This is a genomic window from Herbaspirillum frisingense GSF30, from assembly GCF_000300975.2.
GTDB lineage: Bacteria > Pseudomonadota > Gammaproteobacteria > Burkholderiales > Burkholderiaceae_D > Herbaspirillum > Herbaspirillum frisingense.
The window spans coordinates 1-15,537 of sequence record NZ_AEEC02000043.1 but is presented as its reverse complement, the minus strand read 5'-3'; the positions used below and the strand labels follow the sequence as shown (position 1 = coordinate 15,537).

The following is a 15,537-nucleotide window of genomic DNA, read 5'->3' as shown; positions in this document are numbered from 1 at the left end:
GAACACGCGGCGCGTGAGCCTTGCCGGCGCGCCAAGCTGTTACACTTGAGACCGCCCGCTTGATCGGGCGGTTTTGTTTTTGCGGAGCTGAATATTGGTGAATTCTTCGCCGCTTCCGCGTTCTTATTGCTGTCCCCGGCTCAACCCGTCTCTGGAACCCATGTCCGTGCTGCCCGACCCGTCCACCCTGGCCCTCGACCCGATGAAACCCGCTGCGGCGGTGATCAACCATCTGCTGGCGCAGGAGCCGTGGGCGCGCAATACCCTCATCACCCATGCCGGCAAGGTCGCCTGCATCGATACCGGCGTCATGCAGTTGCGCCTGAAGGTGGCCGGTGACGGCTACCTGCAGGATGTCCCCGCCGACGCGCCGGCCAATGTCACCATCCGCCTGAAACTGTCGGACCTGCCGCTGATCGCCGCCAACCGCGAACGCGCGGTGTCCTACGTCAAGCTGGAGGGCGATGCCGATTTTGCCAATGCCATTTCGCAACTGAGCCAGAAGCTGCGCTGGGATGCCGAGGATGACCTGTCACGCGTGGTCGGCGATGTCGCCGCCACCCGCATCGTCTCCGGCGCGCGCGGCCTGTTCGAGGCTGCCCGCACCACCCAGCGCAAGCTGACCGAAAACCTGGCCGAGTATTTCCTGGAAGAACAACCGATGCTGATCCGCCCCCGCCAGCTGCAGGACTTTTCTGCCGACGTCGTGCGCCTGCGCGATGACCTGGAACGTCTGTCCAAGCGCATCGAGAAACTGGAGCGTCGCTAATGCTGCTGCGTTCCATGCGTCTGCTCAAGATCATCCGCGTCGCCATTCTCTATGGCCTGGATGAAATCGTCGCCTCCGAATTCGCGCCGCCGCGCTTCGCCCGCATCGTCAACCGCATCTTCTTCTGGCGCGACCTGTCCGCGCCACGCGGCGAGCGCTTGCGTCGCGCACTGGAAGACCTGGGTCCCATCTTCATCAAGTTCGGCCAGGTGCTGTCGACCCGGCGCGACCTGATGCCGCCCGACATCGCCAACGAACTCACGCTGCTGCAGGACCGCGTGCCGCCGTTCGAATCCGAACTGGCCGTCAGGCAGATCGAGAAATCGCTGGGCGCCCATCCCGACCAACTCTTCGCCAGCTTCGAACGCACCCCGGTGGCTTCGGCCTCGATTGCCCAGGTCCACTTCGCCACCCTGAAGGATGGCAAGGAAGTCGCGGTCAAGGTGCTGCGCCCCGGCATGCGCGACATCATCGACCACGACATCGGCCTCATGCACGTGGCCGCCGACTGGCTGGAGCGTCTGTGGGCGGATGGCCGCCGTCTCAAGGCCAAGGAAGTCGTGGGCGAGTTCGACAAGTACCTGCACGACGAACTGGACCTGATGCGCGAAGCCGCCAACGCCAGCCAGCTGCGCCGCAACTTTGCCGAATCCACGCTGCTGATGGTGCCGGAGATGTACTGGGATTACTGTTCGCCCTCGGTGATCGTGATGGAGCGCATGCATGGCATCCCCATCTCGCAGACCGAGCGCCTGCGTGCGGAAGGGGTGGACCTGTCCAAGTTGTCGCGGGACGGCGTGGAGATCTTCTTCACCCAGGTATTCCGCGATGGCTTCTTCCATGCCGACATGCACCCCGGCAATATCCTGGTCTCGGTGGCGCCGGAAACCTTCGGTCGCTACATCGCGCTGGACTTCGGCATCGTCGGCACGCTCAACGATTTCGACAAGGATTACCTGTCGCAGAATTTCCTGGCCTTCTTCCGTCGCGACTACAAGCGCGTGGCCGAGGCCCACATCGAATCCGGCTGGGCGCCCAAGGATACCCGCGTCGATGAACTGGAAGCGGCCGTGCGCGCCTGCTGCGAACCCATCTTCGATCGCCCGCTGAAGGACATCTCCTTCGGCCAGGTGCTGCTGCGCCTGTTCCAGACCTCGCGCCGTTTCAATGTCGAGGTGCAGCCGCAACTGGTGCTGCTGCAGAAGACCCTGCTCAACGTCGAAGGCCTGGGCCGCCAGCTCGATCCCGACCTGGACTTGTGGAAGACTGCCAAGCCCTATCTGGAACGCTGGATGAGCGAGCAGATCGGCTGGCGTGGTTTCGTCGAGCAATTGAAGGTCGAGGTGCCGCGCTACAGCCGTCTGCTGCCCGAGCTGCCGCGTCTGGCACACCAGGCGCTGACCCGCTACACCAACGGCGAAGGCCAGCCGCAGAATACCGAACTGATGCGCAAGCTCCTGGCCGAGCAGCGTCGCACCAACATGTTGCTCGGGGTGATCGTCTATTTTGGCGGCGGGCTGATCGGCGGCATCATCGTGATCCAGGTACTGATGCATGTGCTGAGGTTCTATTGATGCAGGGCCGGTTTTGTAAATGATATAAATAATTTTTAAAAGAAGCGCCGGCACATGCCGGCGTTTCGCATGTCGGACCAGCAGACAGGGATAGAGGACGTGGGAACCAACGACAACAGCTTGCCGGACGCGCGCGTGCGCATGTTGCCCTACATCGTGGCGGCGACCTTCTTCATGGAGTATCTGGACACCACCATCATCGCCACGGCATTGCCGCAGATGGCCCAGTCCTTCGGTGTCGGTCCCAACGAACTGAGCCTGGGCATGACCGCCTATATGCTCACGCTGGCGGTGTTCATTCCCATCAGTGGCTGGGTGGCCGACCGCTTCGGGTCGCGTACCGTGTTCGGCATGGCCATCGTCATCTTCACGCTGGCGTCCATCCTGTGCGGGTATTCGGAGAATGTCTGGCAATTCACGGCGGCGCGGGTTTTGCAGGGATTGGGCGGGGCCATGATGGTGCCGGTCGGGCGCATGATCGTGGTACGCAGCACCGGCAAGGAGCGGTTGATGAAGGCCATCGCCACCATCACCTGGCCGGCCATCGTGGCGCCGGTGGTGGGGCCATCCATCGGTGGCTTTATCACCACCTATGCCTCGTGGCACTGGATCTTCCTGATGAATGTGCCGTTCGGTATCGCCGCTTTCATCGCGGTGATGACGGTGGTGCGCAACGAGCATGGCCACAGCCGGCGTCCGCTGGACCTGATTGGCTTCCTGCTCTCTGGCGCGGCGCTGACCTCGCTGCTGTATGGCACCGAGATCGCCAGCCACATGGAATCCAACATCAAGGTGGCGCTGGGCTTCGTGGCTCTGGGGGTGGTGCTGGGCGGGTGCGCCTGGTGGCACATGCAGCGCATCGAACATCCGCTGCTGGACTTTTCCAATCTGCGCATTCCGACCTATTCGGTGACCGTGCTGACCGGTTCGCTCACGCGCATCGGTGTGGATGCAGTGCCTTACCTGATGCCCTTGATGTTCCAGATCGGGTTCGGTCTCACGGCGTTCCAGTCGGGGCTGTTGCTGCTGGCGACCGCCCTGGGCAACCTGGGCATGAAGGCATTCACCACGCGCATCCTGCAGCGCTTTGGTTTCCGCAGCGTGGCGCTGAACAATGCGGCCATCGCCGGCTGTCTCATCATTGCCTGCGGCCTGCTCACGCCGGGCACGCCCTTGCCGGTGATCCTGGGGGTGATCTTCTGTTACGGCCTGTCGCGCTCGATGCAGTTTTCCACGCTCGCCACGCTGGCCTATGCCGACATCAGCGATGCCCGCAAATCTTCCGCCAGCACGCTCTGGAGCGTGGCGCAGCAGATGACCATCGGCATGGGCATCGCCTTTGGCGCGCTGGCCTTGCGCGTGGCGGCCTATCTGCGCGGGGAAGAGGTGGACGCCAGCGGCGCCCACTTTACGCTGGGCGACTTCCAGTGGGCCTTCGCGATGGCCGGCCTGGTGACGCTGGTCTCGGTGATCGGCTACCGTGGCCTGTCGCACGATGCCGGCAGCAATATCGGCGGCGGCATGCGCGCCACCCGGCAGGGCAAGGCGTGAGGACGTTCTTCAGCCCAGTGCGTTGAAGCGCTGCGCCAGCCGCTGCTGGCGGAAATGTTCCACCACGAAATCGACGAAGACCCGGGTCTTGGCCGGCAACAGCCGTGCCGCCGTGAAATACAGCGACAGCATGCCGGTGTCGACGTACCAGTCCGGCAATACCCGCACCAGGGTGCCGCGATCCAGATAGATCAGGGCATGTGGCATCGAGACCAGTGTGATGCCCAGTCCGGCCTCGGCCACCTCGCAGGCGGCGTTGGCGTCGCTCATGGTCATCCGCTGTTGCAAGGTCACCGGCGCCTGTTGGCCATGGCGGTCGCGTAGCGAGAACGGGCGGATGCGCCCGGTCTGCGGCGAGCGGATCAGCACGCCGGCATGGTCGGCCAGATCGGCCGGCGAGTGCAGCGCCGGGTGCGCTTCCAGATAGGCCGGCGAAGCCAGCAATACCCGGTGTGCCGGCGCCAGTTCGCGCGCCACCACCCCGGGCGAGAGTTCGGTACCGCCGGCAATGGCGGCATCGAATCCTTCCGTGATCAGATCCACCGGGCGATTCTCGAAATGCCAGTCCGGCTGGATGCCCGGATAGCGGCCCAGGAATTCCCCCAGCAAGGGCAGGATGTACTGGCGCCCGAACCCCGTTCCCATGCTGACCTTGAGCGTGCCGGCCGGCTGCCCGCCGGCGCTGGCCAGGTTGGCCACGGCGCTGCGGATGGCCTGCAGGCCGCCGGCCACCTCCTGCAGGAAGCGCTCGCCCGCCTCGGTCAGCGACAGCTTGCGGGTGCTGCGGTGGAACAGGCGCACCCCCAATGAAGACTCCAGCCGGGCCACGTTCTTGCCGACCGCGGCCGAGGTCAGGCCTAGCTGGCGCGCCGCCGCCGAAAAGCTGCCGGCATTGGCCGCAGCGACGAAGCATTCGATGCTGGTCATGGTTTCCATGGGCTGATTCTAAACCATTGGTTTAAAAAGAAGATAGTGATTGCCGGCTAGTCGCAACATAATCAAACGCCGATACTTGCTTCAACCCAGACGCAAACAGAAACGCGCCAACGGGTTCAACCCACGCAATCACTTACGCATCTATCCAAGGAGCAAGATCATGACCAAGCAAATCACCACCACTTCCCACAACACCCTGGTTTCCAAGGTTGCCTTCGTCCAGGGCGGTTCGCGCGGCATCGGCGCAGCCATCGTGCAGCGTCTGGCCGCCGAAGGCGCCACCGTGGCCTTCACCTACGTCAGCTCGCCGGACAAGGCACAGGCCCTGGTCAGCAGCGTGGAAGCCGCCGGTGGCCGCGCCCTGGCCATCCAGGCCGACAGCTCGGACGCGACCGCCCTGCAGCAAGCCATTCGCCTGGCTGCAGAAACCTTCGGTCGTCTCGATATCCTGGTGAACAATGCCGGTGTGCTGGCCATGGGCCCGATCGATGAATTCAAGCTGGAAGATCTGGACCGCACCCTCGCCGTGAACGTGCGCAGCGTCTTCGTCGCCACCCAGGAAGCCGCCCGCTACATGGGCGACGGCGGTCGCGTCATCAGCATCGGCAGCACCAATGCCGAGCGCATCCCCTTCGCCGGCGGCGCCGTGTATGCGATGAGCAAGTCGGCCCTGGTGGGATTGACCAAGGGCCTGGCACGCGACCTGGGTCCGCGTGGCATCACCGTCAACAACGTGCAGCCCGGTCCGGTCGATACCGACATGAACCCGGCCAGCGGTGACTTCGCTGCCGCCCTGACCGGCCTGATGGCCCTGCCGCGCTACGGCAAGGCCGAGGAAATCGCCAGCTTAGTGGCCTATCTCGCCGGTCCGGAATCGGGTTACATCACCGGTGCCAACCTGACCATCGACGGCGGTTTCGCAGCCTGATCTGCGTCCTCCCGGGAGCAAAAAAAACCTCGCACCGGTTTGCACCGGGCGAGGTTTTTTGCTGCACGCGAAGATCAGTTCAGGCGAACAGTCGTGCCAGCTCGACGCCCGGTTCGGGCGCCCGCATGAAGGCTTCGCCGACCAGGAAGGCGTGGACGTCGGCGTCGCGCATGCGCTTGACGTCGTCCGGGGTGGCGATGGCCGATTCGGTGACCACCAGCTTTTCCGGCGGGATGCGCGGCAGCAGGCCCAGCGTAGTGTCCAGCGTGGTCTCGAAGGTACGCAGGTTGCGGTTGTTGATGCCGAACAGGCGCGTCTTTAGCTTGAGTGCCGCATCCAGCTCGGCGCTGTCATGCACTTCCACCAGCACGCTCATGCCCAGTTCGTGGGCGCAGGCTTCCATGTCGGCCATCAGGCCGTGGTCCAGGGCGGCCACGATCAGCAGGATGGCATCGGCCCCCCAGGAGCGAGCCTGGTAGATCTGGTAGTGATCGACCATGAAATCCTTGCGCAGGACCGGCAGCGCGCAGGCGGCGCGGGCCTGCTTGAGATAGTCGGGCGACCCCTGGAAGAACTGCTCGTCGGTCAGGACCGACAGGCAGGCCGCACCGTGGGTGGCGTAGCTGACGGCGATCTCGGCCGGCTTGAAGTCGGGGCGGATCACGCCCTTGGAGGGGGAGGCCTTCTTCACCTCGGCAATCACGCCGGCCTGGCCGTTGGCGATCTTGTCGCGCAGGCTGGTCTCGAAGTTGCGCAGTTCGGAGCGCAGTTCGCTGTCGGTTTCGACGTCGCGGCGCAGGCTGGCCAGGTCGCGCTGCTTTTGCGCGATGCGGATTTCCTCGGCCTTGACGTCGAGGATCTTGTTGAGGATGTCGGACATGGGCTTCCTTGTCGGATTAGTGTTTGCCGCCAAGCTGGCGCGTGACTTGCACGAACTGGTCCAGCTTGGCGCGGGCGGCGCCGGAGGCGATGGTGGCGCGCGCGGTGGCCAGGCCATCGGCAATCGAGGGGACCACGCCGGCTGCATACAGGGCGGTGGCGGCATTGATCAATACGATGTCGTGCACCGGACCGGGTTCCCCGCGCAGGGCTTCGAAGATCTTCTCCTTGGACTCGGTCGAGTTTGCCACCTGCAGGTTGCGGCTGGCGAACATGGACAGACCGTAGTCTTCCGGGTGGATTTCATATTCGCGGATCTCGCCATTGACCAGCTCGCCCACCATGGTGGCGCCGCCCAGGGTGACTTCGTCCAGGTTGTCGCGACCCCAGACCACGATGGCGTGTTGCGCGCCCAGGCGTTGCAGTACGCGTACCTGGATGCCGACCAGGTCGGCATGGAACACGCCCATCAGGATATTGGGGGCGCCGGCCGGATTGGTCAGCGGCCCGAGGATATTGAAGATGGTGCGTACACCCAGCTCCTTGCGCACCGGGGCGGCGTGCTTCATGGCGGCGTGGTGATTGGGGGCGAACATGAAGCCGATGCCGCTCTGGGCGATCGATTGCGCCACCTGTTCCGGTTGCAGGTTGATGTCCGCGCCCAGGGCTTCGAGCACGTCGGCGCTGCCCGAGGAGGAGGACACGCTACGCCCGCCGTGCTTGGCCACGCGCGCACCGGCAGCGGCAGCCACGAACATGGAGGCGGTGGAAATGTTGAAGGTGTGGGCGCCGTCGCCACCGGTGCCGACGATGTCCAGCAGGCCGGTGGTGTCGGCCATCGGCACCTTGGTGGCGAATTCGCGCATGACCTGCGCGGCGGCGGCGATCTCGCCGATGCTTTCCTTCTTCACGCGCAGGCCCATGGTGAGGGCGGCGATCATGACCGGCGACATCTCGCCGCCCATGATCTGGCGGAACAGGGTCAGCATTTCGTCGTGGAAGATTTCGCGGTGTTCGATACAGCGCAACAGCGCTTCTTGCGGGGTGATAGGCATGTCTGGTCTCTTTTTGGTGTTGTGGTCCCGGCGCGGCCTCAGCCGTGGGCGCTGCCGGTCAGGAAGTTCTTGAGCAGGGCGTGGCCGTGCTCGGAAAGGATGGACTCGGGGTGGAATTGCACGCCTTGCAGTTCGAACTGCTTGTGGCGCACGCCCATGATCTCGCCGTCATCAGTCCAGGCGGTCACTTCCAGGCAGTCCGGCAGCGTGGCGCGTTCGATGGCCAGCGAGTGGTAGCGGATCACGGTGTAGGGCGAGGGCAGGTCCTTGAAGACACCCACGCCGGTATGGGCGATTTTCGATGTCTTGCCATGCATGACCTGCTTGGCGCGCATGATGTTGCCGCCGAAGGCTTCGCCGATTGCCTGGTGGCCGAGGCAGACACCCAGGATGGGCAGCTTGCCCGAGAACTCCTTCAACAGGTCTACGCAGATACCGGCCTCCTTGGGGCTGCAAGGGCCGGGGGAGAGGCAGATGCGCTCGGGATTGAGCTTCTTGATGTCATCCAGCGTGATCTCGTCATTGCGGATGGTCAGCACCTCCTCGCCGAGTTCGCCGAAGTATTGCACCAGGTTGTAGGTGAAGGAGTCGTAGTTGTCGATCATCAGCAGCATTTAGATTTCTCCATCCAGGCCATCTTGCACTTGTTCAGCGGCGCGCAGCACAGCACGCGCCTTGTTTTCGGTTTCTTCCCATTCCATTTCCGGCACCGAGTCGGCCACGATGCCGGCGGCGGCTTGCACGTACAGCGTGCCATCCTTGATGACGCCGGTGCGAATCGCAATGGCCACGTCCATCTCGCCACCGAAGGAGAGATAGCCGCAGGCGCCGCCGTAGATGCCGCGCTTGCTGGGTTCGAGCTCGTCGATGATTTCCATGGCCCGTACCTTGGGCGCGCCCGACAGGGTGCCGGCGGGGAAGGTGGCCTTCAACACATCCAGGTTGGACATGCCGGGCTTGAGGATGCCTTCGACGTTGGAGACGATGTGCTGCACGTGGGAGTATTTTTCGATGACCATCTGGTCCGTGACCTTGACGCTGCCAGTGGTGGCGATGCGGCCGATGTCGTTGCGGGCCAGGTCGATCAGCATGACGTGCTCGGCGATTTCCTTGGGGTCAGCCAGCAGTTCGCGGGCCAGCTGTTCGTCGCGCTCAATGGTGGAGCCGCGCGGTCGGGTGCCGGCCAGGGGGCGGATGGTGATCTTCTTCTGGCCTTCGCCGATGGATTCGTTGCGCACCAGGATTTCCGGCGATGCGCCGACGATCTGCATGTCGCCGAAGTTGTAGAAGTACATGTAGGGCGAGGGGTTCAGCGAACGCAGCGCCCGGTACAGCATCAGCGGCGAATCCACATAGGACTTCTTCAGGCGCTGGCCGATCTGCACCTGCATCAGGTCGCCGGCCATCACGTATTCCTTGGCACGGGCCACGGCCTTGAGATATTCATCCTTGGGGAATTCGCGGATGGTCTCGGTGCGCACGGAGCCGGTGGTGACCGGCGCATCGGCAGGGCGGCGCAGCATGGCGCGCAGGTCCCGCAGGCGTTGGCGCCCGCGGGAGAAGGCTTCCGGTTGGGTAGGATCGGCGTAGACGATCAGGTAGAGCTTGCCGGAGAGGTTGTCGATGACGGCAAGTTCTTCGGTCAGCAGCAGCTGGATGTCGGGCAGGCCCAGGGTATCGGGCGGGGCGCTGTCTTCCAGGCGCTTTTCGATGTAGCGCACCGCGTCGTAGCCGAAGTAGCCGGCCAGGCCGCCGCAGAAGCGCGGCATGCCGGGGCGGATGGCGACCTTGAAGCGGGACTGGTATTCGGCAATGAACTCCAGCGCATTGCCTTCGGCGGTTTCGATGACGACGTCATTCTTCAGGACCTCGATCTGCTTGCCGCTGCAGCGGATCTTGGTGGAGGCGGGCAGGCCGATGAAGGAATAGCGGCCGAAGCGCTCGCCACCGACCACCGACTCCAGCAGGAAGGTGTTCTTGCCGGTGTTGTGGCTCTGGGCCAGCTTGAGATAGAGCGTCAGCGGGGTTTCCAGGTCGGCGAAGGCTTCGGCGATCAGGGGGATGCGGTTGTAGCCTTCGGTGGCCAGCGATTTGAATTCGAGTTCGGTCATGTTTCACTCCAGACCGCCATTGTAGGGTACGCAGCGCTGGCCACCGGGCGGCGCGCAGGCGCAATGAGCGCGATGCACACGAAGCACGTGGACAGGTGCGGACTCTCGTCAGCGGTGTCGTTGTTTGAATTGCGGGAAATGCAGGGGATGCGGTACTACAACAAACGACCCGGCGCGCAGGTGCGGCCAGGTCCAGGCGTCAATCACTGAGCCTGGAATTGCCAGCGTCGCCACAGCCAGGCCTCAGGGGCGGCTGTAGTTTGTGCGGTACGTTTGTTGTTGCGAAACATGGATGTGAGGTCGCGGTTCGATCTTTGGTCTATCGACCGGTGGCTGACAGGGTGTCAATCCACCGAGATTTGCTGCGCTGCTTCTACAAGCGTCGAAACTATACCATCCGAATCGACGTCGTGTATAGATTCACCGTGGTTGTATCCATACGGAACATTCAGGACACGGCATCCCGCTGCACGGGCGGCCTGGGCGTCATTGCTGGAGTCGCCGATGGCGACCACCTGGGCCGGGGCCAGGTCGAAATCCTCGCACACCTGCAACAGCGGCATGGGGTCCGGCTTCTTGCGGGGGAAGGAGTCGCCACCATAGACGATCTCGAAGAAGCCGGAGAGGCCCTTCTTTTCCAGCAGCGGCACGGCGAATGCCAGCGGCTTGTTGGTCACGCAGGCCAGGCGCAGGCCTTTCTCGCGCATGGCCTGCAGGCCTTCGAGCACGCCCGGGTAGAGCGAGGAGTAGTCACCGTTGATGGCCAGGTAGTGCTCGCTATAGGCATCCAGTGCCTGCTGGAAGTATTGCGCCGCTTCGTCTTCGGCATAGTCCACGGCCAGTACCCGGCGGATCAGGTTTTCCGTTCCCTTGCCGACGAAGTTGACGATGGTTTCCTGCGACAGGGGCGTCAGGCCCAACTCCGCACGCATGCGGTTGACTGCGACATGGAAGTCGGCTGCGGTGTCCAGCATGGTGCCGTCGAGGTCGATGATGGCGGCTTTGATGTTGGTCAGCTTGCTCATGTGCGCGGGAAACCTCGTGGTCGGTTCGTCAATGGGTGGCGGGTTGGGACAAAGGCAGAAGGGGCGGGCTCAGACCTGCGCCAGTTCGGCGCGCATGGCGTCGATCACGGCCTTGTAGTCGGGCTTGCCGAAGATGGCGGAGCCGGCCACGAAAGTGTCGGCGCCGGCACGGGCGGCGGCGGCGATGTTCTCGACCTTGATGCCGCCATCGACTTCCAGCAGGATGTCGCGGCCGGATTCATCGATGCGGCGGCGCACTTCGGCGATCTTCTTCAGTGCTTCAGGAATGAAGGACTGGCCGCCGAAACCGGGGTTCACCGACATGATCAGGACCATGTCCAGCTTGTCCATGACGTGATCCAGATAGTGCAACGGCGTGCCGGGGTTGAACACCAGGCCGGCCTTGCAGCCGTTGTCGCGGATCAGTTGCAGCGAGCGGTCGATGTGCTCGGAGGCTTCCGGGTGGAAGGTGATCAGGTTGGCGCCGGCCTTGGCGAAGTCGGGGATGATGCGGTCCACGGGCTTTACCATCAGGTGCACGTCGATGGGGACCTGTACATGCGGGCGGATCGCTTCGCACACCAGCGGGCCGATGGTCAGGTTGGGCACGTAATGGTTGTCCATCACGTCGAAGTGGATGAAATCGGCGCCGGCGGCGACGACATTGCGCACTTCTTCACCCAGACGGGCGAAATCGGCGGACAGGATGCTGGGGGCGATACGATAGGTCGGCATGGCTGTAAAGAAAGGATGGCTGAATCGACGGCGGCCCCGGCGCTCGGCACGGAGGCGGCAAAGCTGCTATTTTACCCTGTCGCCGGGCGCTGACGCGCTGACGGAACGTTGCGGCTTGCGCTGCGTGACGAATTCGTGTGCAATCGGGGATGGTCGCTGCGAGTTTTCTTCATGCGCGGCCCGACATAACGACAACACAGGAAAAATCCCATGGCAGCGTACGAGTTCACGGTGACGGTCAAGACCCAGTACCTGGAGGAACAATCCGATCCATCGCGTTCGCACTACGTGTTCGCCTATGCGATCACCATCGCCAACACCGGCACCGTGCCGGCCCAGCTGATCTCGCGCCACTGGGTGATCACCGATGCCAACAACCACGTCGAGGAAGTGCGCGGGCTGGGTGTGGTAGGCCATCAGCCCTTCCTGCAACCGGGCGAACAGTTCGAATACACCAGCGGTACCTCGCTCAAGACGCCGCAGGGCAGCATGCACGGCGAATACTTCTGCGTGGCCGAGGATGGCGAACAGTTCGACGCCCGGATTCCCGAGTTCGTCCTTTCCCTTCCGCGCACGCTGCATTGAAATGAAGGTTTTGGAGGTGACCAGCGGATTTTTCAGCGCTGGTCGCTGTCTGTCTGCTCTCGTGCCTGCTGCTGCGCCTGCTGTTGCCGGGTGACTGGCCTGCCGTTCTTTTCCTTGCGGCCCGAGAACATGGTCCACCAGACGATGAAGACCAGCAGAAAGAAGGCGGCGCAGGCCTCCAGGATCAACCACAACATGAATTTGTCTCCGATGTCATTGAATCGTTTGAATCGTTCCTTCAGCCTGGCCTCGCTCAGGCGCCTCAGTGTACCCGCATTGGCAGTCTCGGTCGCCGTCCTGCTGGCGGCCTGCCAGACCACGCCGCTGACCACGCCGCCGGTGGGCCAGCCGCCGGCCAAGCCGACCGTCCAGCCGGGGCCGGCCATGCGCGCCACCACTTTCTCGCAGCTGCCGGGATGGGGTAATGATGACCTGCGCGAGGCCTGGCCGGCCTTGCAGTCTTCCTGCTCGGTGCTGATCCGCAAGCCGGAGTGGCGCGCCGCCTGTGGTGCAGCCCAACAGGTCAATGCCGGCGACCTGGGCTTCCTGCGCCAGTATTTCGAGACCTATTTCACGCCTTACCAGCTGTTCAACCCCGACGGTACCGATACCGGTCTGGTCACTGGCTATTACGAGCCGCTGCTGCGCGGTTCGCGCCGTCGTGCCGGGCCTTACCAGACGCCGCTGTATCAGGCGCCGGATGACTTGCTGACCATCGACATGGCCAGCGTATATCCGGAATTGAAGAACCTGCGCCTGCGCGGCAAGGTGGTGGGGCGCACGGTAGTGCCCTATCCCACCCGCGCCGAGTTGATGCAGGGCAATAATCTGGCTGGCAAGGAGATCGTGTGGGTGGATGATCCGGTGGAGGCCTTCTTCCTGCAGGTACAAGGTTCCGGACGGGTCTATCTGCCGGAGTCACGCGAGACCATTCGCCTGGCCTACGCCGACCAGAATGGCCGCCCTTATAAATCCATAGGCCGCTATCTGGTGGACAAGGGAGAGATGGAGCTGTCCCAGGCGTCGGCCCAGAACATCAAGGCCTGGGTTCAGGCCAATCCGGCGCGCAAGGAAGAGTTGCTCAACGCCAATCCCAGCTATGTCTTCTTCAAGGAGGAAAAGCTGCCCGATCCGTCCAAGGGGCCGAAGGGCGCCCAGGGTATCCCGCTGACACCGCAGCGCTCGATCGCTATCGATCCGCAGCATGTCCCGTTGGGTGCCCCGGTCTTCCTGGCGACCACCCTTCCCAATAGCGATAGGCCGCTGCAGCGCCTGGTGGTGGCACAGGATACCGGCGGTGCCATTCGCGGGGTGGTGCGTGCAGACTACTTCTGGGGCTTTGGCGACGAAGCCGAGGACCGCGCCGGCTCGATGAAGCAGCGCGGGATGATGTGGGTGCTGCTGCCTAAGGGGATGAATCCGCCTGGTGGTAATTGAACGCCAGATTTCCTCGCGGCAATAAAAAAGCCTGGTCCGGAGATGGACCAGGCTTTTTCCTTTGAAGGGGCCGGTCAGCGCAGTACCAGCACCGGAATGGTGGAGTGGGCCAGTACCTTCTGGGTCTTGCTGCCGAGGAACATGCGCGAGAGTCCGCTGCGACCGTGCGATGCCATGAAGATGGCGTCGCAGCCATGAAGCTGGGCGGCCTTGATGATTTCCTCATCCGGGTTGAAGGACATGACGATCTCGGTCTGGCATGGCACGCCGGCTGCAGCGGCGGCATCCGAGATTTTCTTGATGTGCTGGTTGGCCAGGGTCTTGACGTTTTCCTCATAGAGGGCGGGATCGATGGCCATCGAGCTTTCTGCCAGTGGAGAGAACGGATACGGTTCTGCGACCGAGATACCGATGAGACGGGCGCCGCAATGCCTGGCGTAATCCACGGCGGTGGCGATGGCCTTGTCCGAACGTTCGGAGCCGTCGGTGGGTACGAGTATGGTCTTGAACATGGAGGCCTCCTTGTCGATGAAGTTGGGTTCACGCGTGACGTTGGTTAGATGACTCCAATATAGTCTGGTGCCGCCTTGCTCGCATGAAATTATCGGCAGTCATTGCGCCAGGTCGGACTTCCTCATTATTTTTGGCTTATTCTTGCACATCGCCGTACCGGGTTTGTGCCACGTCCGGGCGGTTCCCCGATTCAACCATAAGAAGGAGACCTACATGAGCTACGAAAACATCCTGGTCGAGACGCACGGCCAGGTTGGCCTGATCCGCCTGAACCGCCCCAAGGCGCTCAACGCACTGAGCGATGCGCTGATGATCGAATTGGGCGAGGCCCTGCTGGCATTCGATGCCCAGGATGAGATCGGATGCGTCATCGTCACCGGCAGCGAGAAGGCATTTGCCGCCGGCGCCGATATCAGCGTGATGGCGGGCTATGACTATATGGACGTCTTCAACGGGGAATTCATTACCCGTAACTGGGAAACCGTGCGTCGCATCCGCAAGCCGGTCATTGCGGCGGTGGCCGGCTACGCGCTCGGTGGCGGCTGTGAGCTGGCGATGATGTGCGATTTCATCATTGCCGCTGACAACGCCAAGTTCGGCCAGCCGGAAATCAAGCTGGGCATCATTCCCGGTGCCGGCGGCACGCAGCGTCTGCCACGTGCCGTTTCCAAGGCCAAGGCCATGGACATGGCGCTGACGGCGCGCATGATGGATGCGCAGGAAGCCGAGCGCGCCGGATTGGTGTCGCGCATTGTTCCCGCAGACAAGCTGATGGAGGAGGCGATGGCGGCGGCAGTGGCCATTACCGAAATGCCGCGTCAGGTAGCGATGATGGTGAAGGATTCCGTCAACCGGGCCTTTGAGAGCAGCCTGGCCGACGGCATCCGGTATGAACGCGCACTCTTCTATAGTTGCTTTGCGACGGAAGACCAGAAGGAGGGCATGAAAGCCTTCCTGGAAAAGCGGCCGGCAGTCTTCAAGAATGCCTGAATAGATAAGATGAAAAATGGCCGCCCGCCAGGGCGGCCATTTTTGTTTGTAGGGTTTCTGTTTCCAGATTTTGAGCTCAAAGCTATGCCGGGCAAGGGTTTGCGTGGCATCGACCATGCTGGGTTCCCGGCTTGGCTAAATTATTTCCGAATATTTTTCAAAAAGTGCTTGCGTGGTGTGGAGGGCGTTGCTATAGTTCGCCCCCTGCTGACGCGACACACGAAGCGAAGTTGAAAAACAGAGCGACGAAGGTGGGCGAGGCAGGTGAGTAGTGAAGCAGTTCGAAAGGCGTTTTAGATGGAAGTAGTCGAGCGGTAGCAAAAGCGAAGACGAAAAAATTTAAAACGAATCGCAAAAAAGTAGTTGACGCGATGAACTAACTGCTACATAATCTCGTTTCTCTGCTGCTGACGAACAAAACGATTCGCAGCGATGCAAACAGCGCAAGG

The 15,537-nt window shown here is 62.7% G+C and carries 16 protein-coding genes; 7 read left to right on the top strand and 9 right to left on the bottom strand.

The features are described 5' to 3' along the window. Window positions 1-160: 160 nt before the first annotated feature. The 3 genes from HFRIS_RS21455 (at window position 161) to HFRIS_RS21445 (ending at window position 3,894) form a co-directional block, all read left to right on the top strand. Window positions 161-769: a ubiquinone biosynthesis accessory factor UbiJ gene (locus HFRIS_RS21455; protein WP_006465108.1), complete on the top strand. Its 609-nt coding sequence runs from the start codon at window positions 161-163 to the stop codon at window positions 767-769. After that, window positions 769-2,343 carry a ubiquinone biosynthesis regulatory protein kinase UbiB gene (ubiB, locus tag HFRIS_RS21450; RefSeq protein ID WP_006465107.1) on the top strand — a complete coding sequence of 525 codons (1,575 nt, stop codon included), beginning with the start codon at window positions 769-771 and terminating at the stop codon, window positions 2,341-2,343. Before HFRIS_RS21455 ends, ubiB begins: the two co-directional genes overlap by 1 nt. A 69-nt stretch (window positions 2,344-2,412) precedes the next feature. Beyond that, complete coding sequence (locus HFRIS_RS21445; protein WP_234294576.1) at window positions 2,413-3,894, top strand: MFS transporter; 1,482 nt, start codon at window positions 2,413-2,415, stop codon at window positions 3,892-3,894. 9 nt (window positions 3,895-3,903) lie between these two features. Here the strand turns inward: HFRIS_RS21445 and HFRIS_RS21440 are convergent, their stop codons facing one another. After that, complete coding sequence (locus HFRIS_RS21440; protein WP_006465105.1) at window positions 3,904-4,830, bottom strand: LysR family transcriptional regulator; 927 nt, start codon at window positions 4,828-4,830, stop codon at window positions 3,904-3,906. Window positions 4,831-4,990: 160 nt separating this feature from the next. On the opposite strand from HFRIS_RS21440, the gene HFRIS_RS21435 reads away from it, so the two are divergent. Then, window positions 4,991-5,758 carry a 3-oxoacyl-ACP reductase family protein gene (locus HFRIS_RS21435; RefSeq protein ID WP_006465104.1) on the top strand — a complete coding sequence of 256 codons (768 nt, stop codon included), beginning with the start codon at window positions 4,991-4,993 and terminating at the stop codon, window positions 5,756-5,758. A 79-nt stretch (window positions 5,759-5,837) separates the two neighbouring features. Here the strand turns inward: HFRIS_RS21435 and trpC are convergent, their stop codons facing one another. The 6 genes from trpC to rpe all read right to left on the bottom strand — a co-directional run bounded on the left by trpC (window position 5,838) and on the right by rpe (window position 11,563). Then, complete coding sequence (gene trpC / locus HFRIS_RS21430; protein ID WP_006465103.1) at window positions 5,838-6,638, bottom strand: indole-3-glycerol phosphate synthase TrpC; 801 nt, start codon at window positions 6,636-6,638, stop codon at window positions 5,838-5,840. A gap of 16 nt (window positions 6,639-6,654) precedes the next feature. Next, the gene (trpD, locus tag HFRIS_RS21425; protein WP_006465102.1) at window positions 6,655-7,692 is read right to left on the bottom strand and encodes an anthranilate phosphoribosyltransferase; all 1,038 of its coding nucleotides are present in this window, start codon (window positions 7,690-7,692) and stop codon (window positions 6,655-6,657) included. A 38-nt stretch (window positions 7,693-7,730) separates the two neighbouring features. Beyond that, complete coding sequence (locus HFRIS_RS21420) at window positions 7,731-8,306, bottom strand: aminodeoxychorismate/anthranilate synthase component II (protein ID WP_006465101.1); 576 nt, start codon at window positions 8,304-8,306, stop codon at window positions 7,731-7,733. After that, on the bottom strand, window positions 8,307-9,803 hold the full coding sequence (gene trpE, locus HFRIS_RS21415; RefSeq protein ID WP_006465100.1) for an anthranilate synthase component I: 1,497 nt from the start codon (window positions 9,801-9,803) through the stop codon (window positions 8,307-8,309). A 344-nt stretch (window positions 9,804-10,147) separates the two neighbouring features. Next, the gene (locus HFRIS_RS21410; RefSeq protein ID WP_006465099.1) at window positions 10,148-10,828 is read right to left on the bottom strand and encodes a phosphoglycolate phosphatase; all 681 of its coding nucleotides are present in this window, start codon (window positions 10,826-10,828) and stop codon (window positions 10,148-10,150) included. A 69-nt stretch (window positions 10,829-10,897) separates the two neighbouring features. Continuing rightward, on the bottom strand, window positions 10,898-11,563 hold the full coding sequence (rpe, locus tag HFRIS_RS21405; RefSeq protein ID WP_006465098.1) for a ribulose-phosphate 3-epimerase: 666 nt from the start codon (window positions 11,561-11,563) through the stop codon (window positions 10,898-10,900). A 210-nt stretch (window positions 11,564-11,773) separates the two neighbouring features. Between rpe and apaG the strand changes: the two genes are divergently transcribed. Further along, entirely contained in the window at window positions 11,774-12,148 is a 375-nt protein-coding gene (apaG, locus tag HFRIS_RS21400) for a Co2+/Mg2+ efflux protein ApaG (RefSeq protein ID WP_006465097.1), read from the top strand. A 32-nt stretch (window positions 12,149-12,180) separates the two neighbouring features. Here apaG and HFRIS_RS25620 read toward each other — a convergent pair whose 3' ends face one another. Then, entirely contained in the window at window positions 12,181-12,345 is a 165-nt protein-coding gene (locus tag HFRIS_RS25620) for a hypothetical protein (RefSeq protein WP_166758470.1), read from the bottom strand. Between HFRIS_RS25620 and mltA the strand changes: the two genes are divergently transcribed. Continuing rightward, on the top strand, window positions 12,344-13,585 hold the full coding sequence (mltA, locus tag HFRIS_RS21395; protein ID WP_039876846.1) for a murein transglycosylase A: 1,242 nt from the start codon (window positions 12,344-12,346) through the stop codon (window positions 13,583-13,585). The genes HFRIS_RS25620 and mltA overlap by 2 nt on opposite strands. Window positions 13,586-13,659: 74 nt before the next feature. Here the strand turns inward: mltA and HFRIS_RS21390 are convergent, their stop codons facing one another. Further along, on the bottom strand, window positions 13,660-14,097 hold the full coding sequence (locus tag HFRIS_RS21390; RefSeq protein WP_006465094.1) for a universal stress protein: 438 nt from the start codon (window positions 14,095-14,097) through the stop codon (window positions 13,660-13,662). A gap of 214 nt (window positions 14,098-14,311) precedes the next feature. On the opposite strand from HFRIS_RS21390, the gene HFRIS_RS21385 reads away from it, so the two are divergent. Next, complete coding sequence (locus HFRIS_RS21385) at window positions 14,312-15,088, top strand: enoyl-CoA hydratase (RefSeq protein ID WP_006465093.1); 777 nt, start codon at window positions 14,312-14,314, stop codon at window positions 15,086-15,088. Window positions 15,089-15,537 lie beyond the last annotated feature (449 nt).

Excerpts from the sequence above, each read along its gene's own strand:
- HFRIS_RS21435 (WP_006465104.1), top strand. The coding sequence starts at position 4,991 with ATGACCAAGCAAATCACCACCACTTCCCACAACACCCTGGTTTCCAAG.
- ubiB (WP_006465107.1), top strand. The coding sequence starts at position 769 with ATGCTGCTGCGTTCCATGCGTCTGCTCAAGATCATCCGCGTCGCCATT.
- trpE (WP_006465100.1), bottom strand. The coding sequence starts at position 9,803 with ATGACCGAACTCGAATTCAAATCGCTGGCCACCGAAGGCTACAACCGC.
- HFRIS_RS21445 (WP_234294576.1), top strand. The coding sequence starts at position 2,413 with ATGTCGGACCAGCAGACAGGGATAGAGGACGTGGGAACCAACGACAAC.
- HFRIS_RS25620 (WP_166758470.1), bottom strand. The coding sequence starts at position 12,345 with ATGTTGTGGTTGATCCTGGAGGCCTGCGCCGCCTTCTTTCTGCTGGTC.
- HFRIS_RS21385 (WP_006465093.1), top strand. The coding sequence starts at position 14,312 with ATGAGCTACGAAAACATCCTGGTCGAGACGCACGGCCAGGTTGGCCTG.
- mltA (WP_039876846.1), top strand. The coding sequence starts at position 12,344 with ATGAATTTGTCTCCGATGTCATTGAATCGTTTGAATCGTTCCTTCAGC.
- trpC (WP_006465103.1), bottom strand. The coding sequence starts at position 6,638 with ATGTCCGACATCCTCAACAAGATCCTCGACGTCAAGGCCGAGGAAATC.
- HFRIS_RS21410 (WP_006465099.1), bottom strand. The coding sequence starts at position 10,828 with ATGAGCAAGCTGACCAACATCAAAGCCGCCATCATCGACCTCGACGGC.
- HFRIS_RS21455 (WP_006465108.1), top strand. The coding sequence starts at position 161 with ATGTCCGTGCTGCCCGACCCGTCCACCCTGGCCCTCGACCCGATGAAA.
- HFRIS_RS21440 (WP_006465105.1), bottom strand. The coding sequence starts at position 4,830 with ATGGAAACCATGACCAGCATCGAATGCTTCGTCGCTGCGGCCAATGCC.
- HFRIS_RS21390 (WP_006465094.1), bottom strand. The coding sequence starts at position 14,097 with ATGTTCAAGACCATACTCGTACCCACCGACGGCTCCGAACGTTCGGAC.
- apaG (WP_006465097.1), top strand. The coding sequence starts at position 11,774 with ATGGCAGCGTACGAGTTCACGGTGACGGTCAAGACCCAGTACCTGGAG.
- HFRIS_RS21420 (WP_006465101.1), bottom strand. The coding sequence starts at position 8,306 with ATGCTGCTGATGATCGACAACTACGACTCCTTCACCTACAACCTGGTG.
- rpe (WP_006465098.1), bottom strand. The coding sequence starts at position 11,563 with ATGCCGACCTATCGTATCGCCCCCAGCATCCTGTCCGCCGATTTCGCC.
- trpD (WP_006465102.1), bottom strand. The coding sequence starts at position 7,692 with ATGCCTATCACCCCGCAAGAAGCGCTGTTGCGCTGTATCGAACACCGC.